Origin of the sequence: Dapis brunnea BLCC-M229 (assembly GCF_050015995.1) — a bacterium.
GTDB lineage: Bacteria > Cyanobacteriota > Cyanobacteriia > Cyanobacteriales > Microcoleaceae > Trichodesmium.
This window is the reverse complement of sequence record NZ_JBNHEP010000228.1, coordinates 18,866-32,919: the sequence shown is the minus strand read 5'-3', so window position 1 is coordinate 32,919 and position 14,054 is coordinate 18,866. Positions and strand designations below refer to the sequence as shown.

Annotated in this window: 10 protein-coding genes; 5 read left to right on the top strand and 5 right to left on the bottom strand. The window is 35.6% G+C overall.

Annotated features, from left to right (window positions below; translation table 11 throughout):
• The first annotated feature begins 260 nt into the window (after positions 1–260).
• Both ACP6PM_RS26615 and ACP6PM_RS26610 read left to right on the top strand, forming a co-directional pair.
• Entirely contained in the window at positions 261–2,096 is a 1,836-nt protein-coding gene (locus tag ACP6PM_RS26615) for a bifunctional serine/threonine-protein kinase/formylglycine-generating enzyme family protein (protein WP_426589916.1), read from the top strand.
• Positions 2,097–2,228: 132 nt separating this feature from the next.
• Positions 2,229–2,873 carry a Uma2 family endonuclease gene (locus tag ACP6PM_RS26610; RefSeq protein WP_426589915.1) on the top strand — a complete coding sequence of 215 codons (645 nt, stop codon included), beginning with the start codon at positions 2,229–2,231 and terminating at the stop codon, positions 2,871–2,873.
• Positions 2,874–3,004: 131 nt separating this feature from the next.
• Here the strand turns inward: ACP6PM_RS26610 and ACP6PM_RS26605 are convergent, their stop codons facing one another.
• The 4 genes from ACP6PM_RS26605 to ACP6PM_RS26590 form a co-directional block, all read right to left on the bottom strand.
• The gene (locus ACP6PM_RS26605; RefSeq protein ID WP_426589914.1) at positions 3,005–3,127 is read right to left on the bottom strand and encodes a hypothetical protein; all 123 of its coding nucleotides are present in this window, start codon (positions 3,125–3,127) and stop codon (positions 3,005–3,007) included.
• A 206-nt stretch (positions 3,128–3,333) separates the two neighbouring features.
• Positions 3,334–5,034 carry an ABC1 kinase family protein gene (locus tag ACP6PM_RS26600; protein ID WP_426589913.1) on the bottom strand — a complete coding sequence of 567 codons (1,701 nt, stop codon included), beginning with the start codon at positions 5,032–5,034 and terminating at the stop codon, positions 3,334–3,336.
• Between the two features lie 343 nt (positions 5,035–5,377).
• Positions 5,378–5,704 (bottom strand): DUF6825 family protein, encoded by a 327-nt coding sequence (locus tag ACP6PM_RS26595; protein WP_426589912.1) that lies wholly within the window; start codon positions 5,702–5,704, stop codon positions 5,378–5,380.
• A 1,153-nt stretch (positions 5,705–6,857) separates the two neighbouring features.
• Positions 6,858–8,426 (bottom strand): serine/threonine protein kinase, encoded by a 1,569-nt coding sequence (locus tag ACP6PM_RS26590; protein ID WP_426589911.1) that lies wholly within the window; start codon positions 8,424–8,426, stop codon positions 6,858–6,860.
• A 1,108-nt stretch (positions 8,427–9,534) separates the two neighbouring features.
• Between ACP6PM_RS26590 and ACP6PM_RS26585 the strand changes: the two genes are divergently transcribed.
• Together ACP6PM_RS26585 and ACP6PM_RS26580 are read left to right on the top strand one after the other, a co-directional pair.
• A complete protein-coding gene (locus tag ACP6PM_RS26585) occupies positions 9,535–10,314 on the top strand; it encodes a WecB/TagA/CpsF family glycosyltransferase (protein ID WP_426589910.1) in 780 nt (259 codons plus the stop codon).
• Positions 10,315–10,440: 126 nt separating this feature from the next.
• On the top strand, positions 10,441–11,196 hold the full coding sequence (locus tag ACP6PM_RS26580) for a hypothetical protein (protein ID WP_426589909.1): 756 nt from the start codon (positions 10,441–10,443) through the stop codon (positions 11,194–11,196).
• On the opposite strand, the gene ACP6PM_RS26575 is transcribed toward ACP6PM_RS26580, so the two are convergent.
• The gene (locus ACP6PM_RS26575) at positions 11,150–12,064 is read right to left on the bottom strand and encodes an Npun_R2821/Npun_R2822 family protein (protein ID WP_426589908.1); all 915 of its coding nucleotides are present in this window, start codon (positions 12,062–12,064) and stop codon (positions 11,150–11,152) included. The genes ACP6PM_RS26580 and ACP6PM_RS26575 overlap by 47 nt on opposite strands.
• 461 nt (positions 12,065–12,525) lie before the next feature.
• Between ACP6PM_RS26575 and ACP6PM_RS26570 the strand changes: the two genes are divergently transcribed.
• Positions 12,526–13,695 (top strand): pentapeptide repeat-containing protein, encoded by a 1,170-nt coding sequence (locus ACP6PM_RS26570; protein WP_426589907.1) that lies wholly within the window; start codon positions 12,526–12,528, stop codon positions 13,693–13,695.
• Positions 13,696–14,054: the final 359 nt, after the last annotated feature.

The window sequence follows — 14,054 nt, the reverse complement described above, 5'->3', positions numbered from 1 at the left end:
TCGCGAGAATACAATTAAAATTCCCAGAATATAATAAAAATTGCCAGAATATAATGAAAATTTCCAGCAGGTTTAGTATTTTCTAGTGGGAGCTTCCAGCTCGCGAGAATACAATTAAAATTCCCAGAATATAATAAAAATTGCCAGAATATAATAAAAATTCCCAGAACGTAATTCAATTTTCCAATAGGTTTGGTATTATTATTATTAAACACGCGAGCTGGAAGCTCGCACTGGAAAGCTGATAACCGATAACTGATATGACTCAATGTTTAAATCCTAACTGTTTAAAACTTAATCCACCAGAAACAATATTCTGTCAAAAGTGTGGTGAAAAATTAGTTTTAGCTGAACGTTATCGCGCTCTAAAAATTATTGGACAAGGAGGTTTTGGCAGAACTTTTCAAGCTGTAGATGAATATAAACCTTCAAAGCCTTTTTGCGTAATTAAACAATTTTTTCCTCAAGCACAAGGAACTAAAAGTTTGGAAAAAGCTGCCGAATTATTTGCTCAAGAAGCTCAACGTTTAGATGGTTTAGGTAGACATCCGCAAATCCCCGAACTTTTAGCATATTTTACTCAGGATAATCGACAGTATATAGTACAAGAATTTATTGACGGGCAAAATTTACAACAGGAATTAGAAGAGTCAGGAGCTTTTGATGAAAGTCAAATTTTAGAATTATTAAAAAGTTTATTGCCCGTGTTGGAATTTATTCATTCTCAGCAGGTAATTCATCGAGATATTAAACCAGAGAATATTATTAGGAGAAAGAATAATAATCAATTTTATCCAGTGCGAGCTTCTAGCTCGCCAGAAAATAATATTATATTGGTAGATTTCGGAGCAGCTAAATATGCCACAATGACTGCTTTAAGAGAAACAGGAACTATTATTGGTTCTCCTGAATATATTGCTCCAGAGCAAACAGCAGGAAAAGCAACTTTTTCTAGCGATATTTATAGTTTAGGTGTAACTTGTATTCATTTATTAACTGGAGTGGAACCTTTTAATTTGTTTGATGTGCGTGAAAGTGAGTGGATATGGCAAGATTATTTAAAATCAAAGATAAGCAATAAACTTGGAAAAATATTGGATAAAATGATTGTCGGAGCAACTAACAAAAGGTTTAAAAATGTAGGAGAAATTTTGTCTTTGATTCAGCCTACCTCTCAAAGAAAAAAACAGTCTACTTCTTCACCTCAAACATCTCAACCATCAACAGCAGAATCAGAAAAAGGAGAGCTATTTACTTTTGAAGTTTTAACTTTAGATAACTCTGGCTATATTACTAACCGTACCCAGGGAAGTGCTAGGCAAAAAATAGAAAATTTAGGTAATAGAATTAAATTAGAAATGGTTTATATTCCTGGGGGAAGTTTTCTCATGGGTTCCCCAGAAAATGAAGAGGGAAGAGACGAATCTGAAAGTCCGCAACATGAAGTAATTCTCCAACCTTTTTATATGAGTAAATATCCCATTACTCAAGAACAATATCAAGCCATAATGGGAAATAATCCTTCTAATTTTAAAGGAGAAAGTCGGCCAGTAGAATGTGTGAATTGGCATGACGCGATAGAGTTTTGCAAACAGCTATCTAGGAAAACTGGAAAAATTTACACTTTGCCCAGTGAGAGTCAGTGGGAATATGCTTGTCGTGCGGGAACGACTACTCCTTTCCATTTTGGAGAAACTATAACGTCTGAGTTAGTTAACTACGACGGTAATAATCCTTATGGCAATGCTCCTAAAGGAATATATCGAAAACAAACAACCGATGTAGGAAGTTTTCCTCCTAATGCTTTTGGTTTATACGATATGCACGGCAATGTATGGGAATGGTGTCAGGATATTTGGCACGATAACTATAATGGTGCGCCTACTAATGGTAGTCCTTGGGAAACCCGAGAAAAAGGATTTTTAAAATCGATCTTTGGTGGAGGCAAAGTGTTCCGTGGCGGTGGCTGGTACAACGATTCTTGGATTTGTCGGAGTGCCAGGCGTAACGACGACGACAATGCCGACTACATCATCGACATTAGGGGTTTTCGGATTGTCTCGTCTGTTCCGGTCGTTTCTGTCTTTCGTTCCTAGAATTCTTCCCCTCTTTTCTTTTCCCCTTTTTCCCTTTGTCCTCTTTTTCCTCTTTCCTCTCCTTCTCCCGCTAAAGCGGGTCGAAAATTTTTTTGAAATTCCCTTACTACAATAAATTAAAATTATTCAACAATGAATCAAACCCAAACCAAACTACCCACAGACACCTGGATAACAGCAACTTGGCAAGAATATATCCAAACTATTCAAGACCCAACTTACGAAAAAGCCAAAGTTTACTATCACAACAGAAAACTTAGAATCGAAATGTCTCCCGTAGGAAACGACCACGCTAATGACCATGCAGTTATCACTATTGCAGTTGGCCTCTTTGCAGCTACCAGAAATATTAACCTAAACTTTAAAGATAACTGCACCTACCGCAAAACTGGGCTTCGAGAAGCTCAACCCGATGTCTCTTGTTACATTGGTGAAAATGCAAATGTTATTCCAAGAGGAACTTCTATTATCGATCTAGATATTTATCCTCCACCAACCCTAGTCGTTGAAGTTGCTAATACTTCTCTTGCTGATGATAAAGGTGAAAAACGTTTGTTGTATGAAGCAATGAATGTTTCTGAATATTGGATAGTTGACGTACAGAATTTAGAAATTATTGCTTTTGCAGTTGCTAATGGAGGAAGTAGAAAAATAGATCGGTCTCAAGTTTTGCCTGGTTTAGCCATTTCTTTGTTGGAAGAAGCACTTCAGCGCAGTTGCCAAACAAACCAAGGTCAAGTTTATCCTTGGTTATTGAAGGAATTTCAAAAGAATTAAAAATAAACTCGTTAATCCATTTTCTCTCTTTACCTCATAAGCGATAAGCGAAAATCATTTTGTGAAGCTCAGGAACAAATCAACCGCTGAGGAATTTTTCCATGTTCTTATCCTCTGAGCGCTAATCATATCTAAATTTCCAGAAGCGATCGCCATCCACACCCACAACCCAAATATTCATTCTCTAAAGCTCCTAAAAAGTCGGCAGCAGAAAGGATGTTTGCCTTGCATTTCCCAAAAAATTCTGATACCATTTATTTATAAGGGATTACTTGTCTATGCAATTGACTATTTGTTCAATAAAAAAAATATGGTTCGGTTTAGTAAGAGCGGGTTCAAGTACAACTTAACGAATTTCAACGTTCAATCAGAGGAACCCGCCCCAATAATGTAAAGCACCAATTTAGATATATTCGTTTAGGGGAATAAAAAAAGTAAAAACATTTCTGAAATAATTGGTTTACATCATCTTGTCAATCTTATCCAATCGATCGATACGCTTCAAAAGTCGTATAAAAGCAAACCCCATCACCACAACCAACAAGAGCAACACCAAAGCCAAACTAACCTGATTATTAACATATAGAATAGTCGCCGACAAAGTAAAACCACTAATCAACAAAGCATAATTAGTACCCATTTGCACACTACCAACCCGACGAACCAACCTATCTGTTTCCGTCGCCCGAACCCGAACCCTAATATCCCCCTGTTCTAACTTATCAATTGCATCCTCAATACGACCAGGCAAACCCAAAGCAGTAGAACTAACCTGAGCGGCTTGACGACCAAGCTCATTAAAAATAGTATTTTGAGAATTTCCATCAGACATAAGCTGCATGGCAAACGGTTGTGCCACCTCCATAAAATTAAACTCTGGGTCTAAACCCTTACCAACTCCCTCCAAAGTAGAGAAAGCTCGCATAACAAAAGTGAAAGTTGCTGGAAAACGGAAAGGTTGGTCATAAGCAACCTCATACAGATCGTCACTAATGGCCGTAATTGACTGGGCTTCAAAGGGCTTATCCATAAAATTATCCAACATATATTGGATAGAACGCCTCACAGGTCCCATATCTCCAGTAGGAGTCAAAGCTCCCAAATCTATCAGAGACATAATTACCCTCTCAGCATCTTTTGAAGCAATCCCATAGAGAGTATCCATGAGTTTCTCCCGGATGTTAGACTTGATTTGTCCCATCATCCCAAAATCATAGAAAATTAATCCCCCTTCTGGACTAACAGCAATGTTACCGGGATGAGGGTCAGCATGGAAAAAGCCATCATTCAAAAGTTGTCGTAAATATGCTTCAGCACCCATTCTTGCCAAAGCCTTTCTATCTTGGCCTGATGCTTCCAGAGCTTCATAATTACTAATTTTGATACCTGGAACATATTCCAATGTCAGTACCCGTGGCGCTGAATACCGCCAATAAACCCTGGGAACTCTTACCCAGTCACAGTTGCGGAAATTACGACGAAAAGTATCGGCGTTGCGACCTTCGTTGAGATAATCTATTTCTAGCCAGAGAATTCGGCAACATTCTTGATAAATACCCAACCAGTCTCGACCCCGACCCCATTTCGGGTGACTTTGAAAATAACGAGCTATTCCTTTTAGAATAGTCAAATCAATTTGGAATAGTTTTTTCAACCCAGGTCTTTGTACTTTAACTACTACATCTTCACCAGAGTGAAGTTGCGCTCTATGAACTTGACCTAAACTAGCCGCAGCTAAAGGAACTGGGTCGAAGCTTGGGTATAGTTCTTCTACCTTTTTGCCCAGATCCTCTTGGATAATTATCTCAACTTGTTCGTAGTTAAAAGCGGGAACTTTATCTTGAAGTTTTGAAAGCTCTTCAACGTATTCTGAAGGAAATAAGTCAGCACGGGTGGAGAATAGCTGCCCCAACTTGATAAAGGTTGGGCCTAAGTCTAGCATTGTATCTCGGACCCAAATAGCTTGTTTCCGCCGTCTAAGATTTTTCTTTTCTTCTGTTATTCCCCCCCGGTAGCTCCAATCTTTTTTGTCCACCCAAAGCCAAGTTAGCCAAAGGAGAACGAAACTCCAAATATCAATGTAACGACGCTGGCGAGAGTAATTTTCTTTGTTCCAGCGATAAGCTTTCTGACTATAGGGTTTGCTGGGGGCTTTAGTCATTGAGCCTCCAGTTGTATAGTTAGCTTGTTCCTTGTGGTTAATAATGTCATTGAGGAGAACAGACACAATAGCAGTATTTTATAATTTGTGATATTATTAAAGATTGAGCTCATGGCAATAGAAAACAATGAGCGCAGGTATAGTTTGTAAGATTCACAGTTGGAAGTCCCCCGTTTTATATATTATTCAGCTTCGGCGTAAAAGACCTGTCATAGTATACTGAATTAAAACAGGAAGAGGACTTCACTTCCAATATATATATATATATATATATATATACGACAATCTTTTAGGAGGTTGAAGAATCCCAGATTGTCTTTCAAGGCCAACATTCGGGGATATGTCAAGAAGAGCGACTACGATATTTTTGCAATTCTGCCCTGACTTGAGCTACCTCAGCCCTTAGATCGTCAATTATGGCTTGTAGGTCTTTGGGCTGAGAGTCCAATTCCTCAGAGTTACTATTATTATTGGTGTTATTTTCTGCTTGAGCTTCTCTATTTGCTCTTTCTAAAACTTGGTCAATAAAGCTACGCAAGTTTTCTCTTTGCTCTGCGTCAAATTTACCTAGTCCACTGAGGGTATTGGTGATGCTATTTTCTAGTTTTTCATATACTCCTTCTGCAATAGCTCTACCGACAAAGAAAGCATGAATTGGTGATTTACTCATAAAAAAATAGTTTATTTTGATAGTTTACTAATCAATTTAGATGTTTTTTTAACTAATTGGGCTTGTTTTTTTATCTGCTTAACAAACTGTCTATTGATGTTTAAGTTTGGTCAATGAGCCAGCCTTTGGTTAAATTTCAACAGATTCAGTCAGATTGAAATATATCTCACTCACCACCTCTTATTCAAATATCTAACTATTTAATTTAATTTTGTATTCATCTTCATGTTTGAGGCCTAATTTCTCAGTGGGAGTAAAGATGTGATTCTAATTGTAAAGTATTGTATCACATTATTTTATAAGTGTCTTACCTAGTTTCTTAAAAGATGTTGATCTTTAGGTGAACGACCTAATATCAATACTATAGCTATGATATGGGCTTTTATATTTACCAGGAATAGTCTTCTTAGTTTTGCCAAACGACTTACATTCCGAGGGAATGGAAGTATTGCCAGTTCCTTATACCATTTTACGGAAGTCAAAAGTCATGCATTAAGATTTTACAGGCTAAACATTTTGAAGCTACATTCAACAATTAATAATTAATAATTATTAATTATTAATTACCTCTCCTTGAAAAGGAGAGGATTGACTAATTATGAAAATTTTTTCTTCTCTTGGTCGATTGGATATGGCGAGGTATCCTCGCCATCCTATCCTGACGGAATACTCCGCAAACGACCGCTTGTTTCTCCTTGCTCATGAGAGGCTTTAAACCTTAATTATTCGGTAATTTCAGGGAATTATTTCACATATAGCAATCCTAAATTGATTGTGACATTTTTTCTAATAGTTAATTTGAGCTGAAAACCTCTAACATTCTGACTCCTGTACGTCGCCCTACCGACGAGGACTCTACCTGAGTTCTGACTCCTAACTGCCAGCAAAATATTACAACTTAAATAGAATTGCTGTATATAGTTTTAAACTATTTGTGATATTTGTGAAATCTTTAAAAGTGAATTCGTATAAAGACTTTATCTACCAAAAGCACATTACTTTTCATAGTATGACAGCTTATTTATTGCACTTTTTAAACTAATATTTGTCACAAAAATAATCAACTTGGTATTAGTAGGTTTGACTAAAATAATAAATAAAATATTGCTCAAAAAATACTTTCAAAATATAAATTTATATCAAAAAAATCAAATTAATAGTAGTCATCTGGGTACTGATTTTGCTGCGGATATTTAGGTTGATAATCAGAAGGATAATATGATGTTTTTGGCAAATCAACCTTGGCACTATTGTCATTAGAGGAATAATTGTAGGGAGATACTTGAGTTTTCACATCACCAGAATAATCTGCTTTTTCTGACCAAGATTCATAGTCATTAGAAACAGACAAACTATTTGGGACAAATTCATCCTGTTCAAAATCTGGCTTAGGTAATTTGTTTAATTTTGGTGGGTTTATCGAGTAAGTTTTGACTGAAGGAGAACCAAAAAGAGGACTAGAGGGATCGTGATTTCGGAAAGTGTAATTTTGCTCTTGCTTCAGACTTTCTAATAAATTACTTGATGTCAAAGATGCCATTTTGTTATTAGTTTTAGCATGGCTATAACGCAAGGTAATATTAAAACCTATCCATCCAAAAGTTCCGGCAGTCAAGACAAACAACAAAAAAATTGTCAATTGGAAAGAAAGTTGATTAATCCAACTAAATTTATTATCTGTATAACTAGGGATGAAAACAGCGTCATTGTAAGGTTTGATATTTCTTTTATTAACCTTTTTTATAGGAACTTCATTAGTAATATATTTACCTACTTTCTGCTCAATAGTTGACTCTGATTGAAGCTCCGTCAATTTGTCATTATTATTAAATATAGATGCTTTCTGTGTTAAATAACTATTCTGTTTTTTTACCTCTAAAATATTTGATTCATTTAAAAGAAGTGCTAACCAACTTTCTACAGTTTGAGGTCGTTTTTCAGGATCTATTTCTAATCCCATGAGAATAGTCTTCAGAATACCTGGAGTAAGATTAGGTTGAAAATCTTTTAGTTCTTTTGCAGAAAATTTAAGTGTTTGAGGAACAGCTTGACTGAGCCTTAAAGCTGCAGGAGTAGGAGCCTTGCCAATAAGTAAATAGTATAATGTAGCTGTTAAAGCATAAATGTCTGTTGCCGGACTTAACTTTTGTTGTGGATTACACTGTTCTGGTGGTGAATATCCCACAGAAAATAAATTAGTATGAGTTTGCCTAATTCCAGGAGTTAAATCACAGGCAATGCCAAAATCAGTTAGTACAACAGTATTAGTTCCAGCTCGCCTAATAATATTCTTAGGTTGTATATCCCGATGTAAAAAACCATTTTTGTGAACTACTGAAAGAGCTGAGGCAATTTGGTGCATATAATGAGCAGCTTGGTTGGGATGGAGATTATGGCCAGACTGTATTAACTCAGTCAAATTTTGACCCGGTATATAGTCCATTACTATGAAGAAAAGCTCATCTTCCTCAAAAAAGTCCCATACTTTGACAATGTTGGGATGTCCAGAGTTAGCCAGGAGATGAGCCTCAGTTATAAATTGATGTTGAAATTTAGCAAAATCTTGATGCTGGCGTAGACTTTCATTGAGAGTTTTCAGTACAACAATTTGGTTAAAATGATGATGAATGGCTCGGTAAGTTATACCAAAGCATCCTTGGCCTAAAATACTATCAATAGTATATTTTCCTTTCTGGAGGACAACTCCTGCTGTCAGATTCATAAAATACTAATTTTTATAAAAGTGTTAGTGGTAAGAATACAATAAGATGCTTGTAGTTGATTCTGCTCGATTGATTATAGATGAAGTTCCTAAAATTGGAAAATCTGGATCGGGGAACAAGGAACAAATAACAGAAAAATGCTTTTAGGTTATCAGCTAATTCCTATAGAAGCTATTTGAGAGCTATTTAATTAAAAAAATAGGGCGGAGATGGGGAGTATTTTTCAACCAACCTTTTGCCCCTATTTCCTCTACTTGACTTCTATAAAAATTTAGGGGTTGCTGAAGGGGGGGTATGATTTTCAATCTTTGGGGGTAGGGAGTAGTTTATTCTCAATGGGAATGGGAACAAGTAGTGTAGATAGTAAATATTTATAATTCATATCCATAGCAATCCACCCATTGGTTGTAACAATTTTTATAATAGTTAATTTAAACTGAAAACCTTTAAAATTATGACTCCTGTAGGGGCGAATGGCCAGCAAGCCCCTACTACTCCTGAATCCTGTACGGGCGAACAGCCGCTTTGCTCCGCAACATAAAACGCCCCTACCACGAAAATATTACAACTTAAATAGGATTGCTATAGATTATGCAACGCCAAAATTTAATATTGGGAAAGACCAAATGGGTTCCATAGCGCTTTCGTGCAAATTACTGAGACCAGGGGATAAAAAGCCTGTCAGATGAGACTTTATAGCAATTATGAGTTCCAACAAGTTTGTAAATATACCAGTCCGTACTTCTATAACTAATGCCGTTTCTAGATGAAAGTAGTGTAATAAATTTTTGACTAAAAGCTTTGAAAAATCGGCATCGTAATATTTAAGACTAGATACGGCACTACTGGACTGACATAGAATTTAGTGCCAAACTTGTAGGGTGCGTATTTACTCCTAAAATTTAGACTGCGGGTGGCATTTAACAATCTCTCGTAACGTAGCATTGAATATGTCTCAGTCCACTACCAATCACAGTTTAAATGTGCAGGAGCTAATCAGGATGAAAGAAATTGGTTAAGCAGTAGCCGGAAAAAGCGGAATCAGGTAATCTACCTCAGTAAGTATTAAAGATTGTCAAAAACAAAAATCAATAAAATATAATACTTATGAGGGAAAAAAAATCTGAGCCTACACTTAGTCCAATTGCAGAAAATCTGGTGCTAGGTTTACCAGTACATTGTCTAGATGACTACTCTGCTTACTTACTTTCTCGATTAGAGACGGGAGTGGGAACTCATGTAGTGACCCTGAATGCGGAAATGGTAATACAGGGTGAGAAGAATCATGTCTTGGCTGAGATAATTCGTCAGGCTGAATTGGTAGTTCCTGATGGAGCTGGGGTAGTTTTATACTTAAGGCTTAAGGGTAAATCTGTAGGGCGTTGTCCTGGTATTGAATTAGCAGAAAGTCTTTTGTGCCAAGCATCGAAACAGAATCCACAGAATTTAGTATTTTTCTATGGAGGAAAACCAGGGGTAGCTATGAAAGCTGCTGAGACTTGGCAAGAAAAAGTCCCAGAGTTAGCGATCGCGGAGCGTGGCGTCAGCCGTATCACTTGTCAGCATGGTTATTTATCTCCAGCAGAGGAGAAGGAACTATTACAGACTTTGGCACAATTACAGCCAAGATTAATATTTGTGGGTTTAGGAGTGCCTCGTCAAGAGTTGTGGATTGCAAAACATAAACATATTTGTCCTCAAGCAATCTGGATTGGTATTGGTGGTAGTTTGGATATATGGGCTGGTGTAAAGGAAAGGGCACCTGCTTGGTTTTGTGACAATTCTTTGGAGTGGTTGTATCGACTTTATCAGGAGCCTTGGCGTTGGCGACGAATGTTGGCTCTACCACAATTTGCTTGGAAAACTTTGATGGAAATCAAATTTTAGACAAGAAGAAACCATAATAATGTTTATAAAGAATAATTTAACTGATTTTTAGTTAAAAGTCAATCATTAATTAACAAAATAAGTAGTCAAGAAGCAATAAACTTTGAACATGAGTATGAACAATGCTTGGAAAAACTCAACTGGGCAACTAAACAACTACAGGTAGAAGTTAAACCAGAGAAACTTGCTGAAATTGCGGAGTTAATTGTGCAACCAATGACATGGCCATGGCGTTATTTTCATACTCCTAATCATATTTTTGAGGTGGGAAGTTCACAAGATGCGATTGAAGTATTAGCAGCTTTATTCCACGATTTAGTTTATGTACAAGTAGATCATAGTGTTAATTTTAATCTAAGTTATTATCTTGCTCCTTATATTCAAGAGACACAAGGAAAGTTAAAAATTAGGGAAAAAAATGAATTGCCTAATGATCGGACTTTTGAGATGGTAACGTTTATTTTTGGTTTTGTTCCTGGTCAGGTTTTGTTACCTTTTAGCGGTCAAAATGAGTTTATGAGTGCTGTGGTTGCTGCAAAAGTCATGGAAACATTTATGACACCTAAATATCTGTTTAAAATTATTGCTTGTATTGAATCTACGATTCCATTTGAACCTATTTCGGAAGATGGCTTGACTGCCACTGAACATCTCTATCAAAGACTCAAAGAAACTAATACTAAGTTAAATATTAATCTTAGTGATGTAGAACTTTATGAAACAGTAAAAAAATCTGTTAGACTATCTAATCGAGATTTAAGTGGGTTTAGTTCTCCTACTTCAATTTTTCTAGATAATACCTGGAATTTATTGCCAGAAACTAACCATAATCTTGCTAATGGAAATTCTTATACAGTTTGTGAATATCGTATTTATATCTAATCTCAGCATCATAACCTTGACATAGACGTGCAAAATCTTTAGATGAATAATTCATATAATGAATTCTGTGAATCGGTTTTAAACCTTGTTGATTATAAAGTACATTATCAATATTAATAAAGGGATCGGCGTCGGCACAGTTACCTGTTCTATCTTGTCCATTTTCACTTAGAGTAAAGTTATAAATGGGGCGATCGCACCTGAACGTTAAATAATTTAATAAAAATACATCATCCCAAAACCCATACCCATTAATCCATTCAATTTCATTTTCATTAATTAATTTCGCCTTCAAATTAATTAATTCTTCTGGGTTGAACAATCCTCTTTTAGAACCCCAAAAACTAGCATCATGAATTTTTTTTCTAATATCATCTTCTTTATATGTACTAGAAGATTCAATAAGAGGTATATTTAAAGCTGCTACAGGTGTTGGTTTTTTATGTTCCCAATCGTCAAAAACAAAGTCATATTTTTGTAGTTTTTCCCACACATCATTAACAGGTTTCATCGCTAACTGATCGGCTTCATAAAAAACAAACTGTTCAAATTCACCATCAAAAGCAACAAATTTTCTTTGCAAATGACCTTTATACCATTGAGAACGAGATACTTTTTTATTTGCTATTGGATGAGCAGACCATACTTCATAAGCAAAATCTTCCCAACGTTGAATTGATTGAGAATCATCAAATAAGATTACATTTGATCTAGAATTAATTTCTTGTTTAACTTTTTCAAGTCGGTCATCATAAGGAATTACACAAATAGGAATATCAGGACTAACATTAGCTTCAATACTATTTAGTAAAGCCACAAGCTGATCGTATACAACATCATTAGCCAGAGTATAAATTCCCTTTAACATAAAAATATTACTTCTAATTATACAATCTATGAAGTAATACTGGGTAACTCACCATCAACTGGAATTAGTAATAAAACTTAATAAATAAATATACTTTCTTTGTAGTGTGCCTTAAATCACGAAAATATGATGGTAAATCTAGTTTAGACAAGAATCTCTATGAGGGTAAGGCAACAGGATTAGAGAAGATTAAAAAAAGTATATGCATTGATAACTGGATTTCGTATCATACCAATTTTATGTAAGGCTACACAGAATTAAAAAATTCATTAGCTTGTCTGTCTTTATCTATAGTCAACTCTGATTAAAATTATATTCTATGCAACTTCATATTAAATTGGTATAACCAGGTAGGGATTAAATTTGATCGTTATGATTAGATAAATGAAGTCTCAAATGGGTTATATAACAGTAAAACATAAAATTCAATTAAAAAAACTATTGAAGAAACTGAAAACTTTATGACTGAAATAGCAGACAAGTTAGTTAAACAAGGGATTTATCAATATCAAAATAATCAATTTGAATCAGCTTTGGAGTGTTGGCAAAAAGCACTAGCTATTTACCAAAAAATTTCTAACCGTCGTAAACAAGGTGCAGCTTTAGGAAATATAGGTGTAGCTTATGAAGCACTATCAAATTATCAGTTAGCTATAGAATCTTATCAGCAACACTTAAATATTGCTAGAGAAATTAAAGACAGAGAAGGAGAAGCAAAAGCATTAGGAAATTTAGGGAATGCTTATTATTTTCTAGAAAATTATCAACAAGCAATTAAATATCAACAACAACATTTAGCGATCACTGAAGAAACCCTAGACGAATTTGCCATCCAAGAAGCTTGCTCAAGTTTAGGAATAGCTTATCATGGCTTGGGAGAATTTTCCCTGGCTCAACAATATTATCAACGACAATTAGCTATTGCGAAAAAAATAGATAATTTTACTAGCCAAGGAGATGCTTTATTTAATCTGAGATTAGTATACGAATCAATGGGGGATAGAAGAAAAGTAGAAGAATTGAAACATCAGCAGATAGCGATCGCCAAAGAATTATTATCAAAACAATTTGGCAATAACTTTACAGAAATTGCTCAAACTGTGGCTCTAAATTTTACGGAAGATTTTGCAGGTAGTGATTTAAGTGGCATAGACCTCCAATATACTAATTTTGTTGGGGCAAACTTACAAAAGACTAATTTCAGTAATGCTAACTTAACCCTGGCTGACCTGAGTGGAGCTAATCTTAGTGGTGCTAACTTAAGTCAAGCTAATCTCTGTAATACTAATCTGCGAGATGCTAAACTTTTAGGGGCTAATCTTGCAGGTGCAGATTTACGGACAAAATTACCTCGTGCGGATATGAGTAATGCTAATCTTAGTAGTGCTGACTTGAGTAGTGCTTATCTGCCTAATGCTAAATTGGTTAATGTTGATTTAAGTAATGCTTCTTTGGAAAATGCAGACCTGAGTAGAGTTAATTTAAGTGGGGCTAATTTACGAGGCGCTAATTTAAAACGAGCAGATTTAAAAGAGGCAATTTTAGAGAAGGCTATATTTGGGGAAAATCAGGGTATTTCTGAAAATAAGAGACAGGAGTTGGTGGCGGGAGGTGCATTTTTTGAGGTTTGAGAGTAGCTAAAGATAAGCATTGCTGATTTTAGGCATGAAACTAAGAGAAAGGAAAAAGGAAAAAAGAAGAAGGATTTAGTTATCTAGGAGATAAGGAAGAGGGAAGAAAAAAAGCAAAAAAATTTAAAATTTTATCAAGTTTATAGAACTAAGGAAGCAGCGATCGTCAAAATTCTTTATTTGTAGTAAAAATTTATTGATGGACGGGAATCCCGCGCTGTACCGCAGGTCAGCGTCGGGAGGATGTCAATACCCCTGGTATAAATTGTCAATCAAGAAAAACTTATTTCTAACTCCTGACTCCTGACTCCTGACTCCTGACTCCTGACCCCTAAGATTCAAGAACACCGAAAAATAAG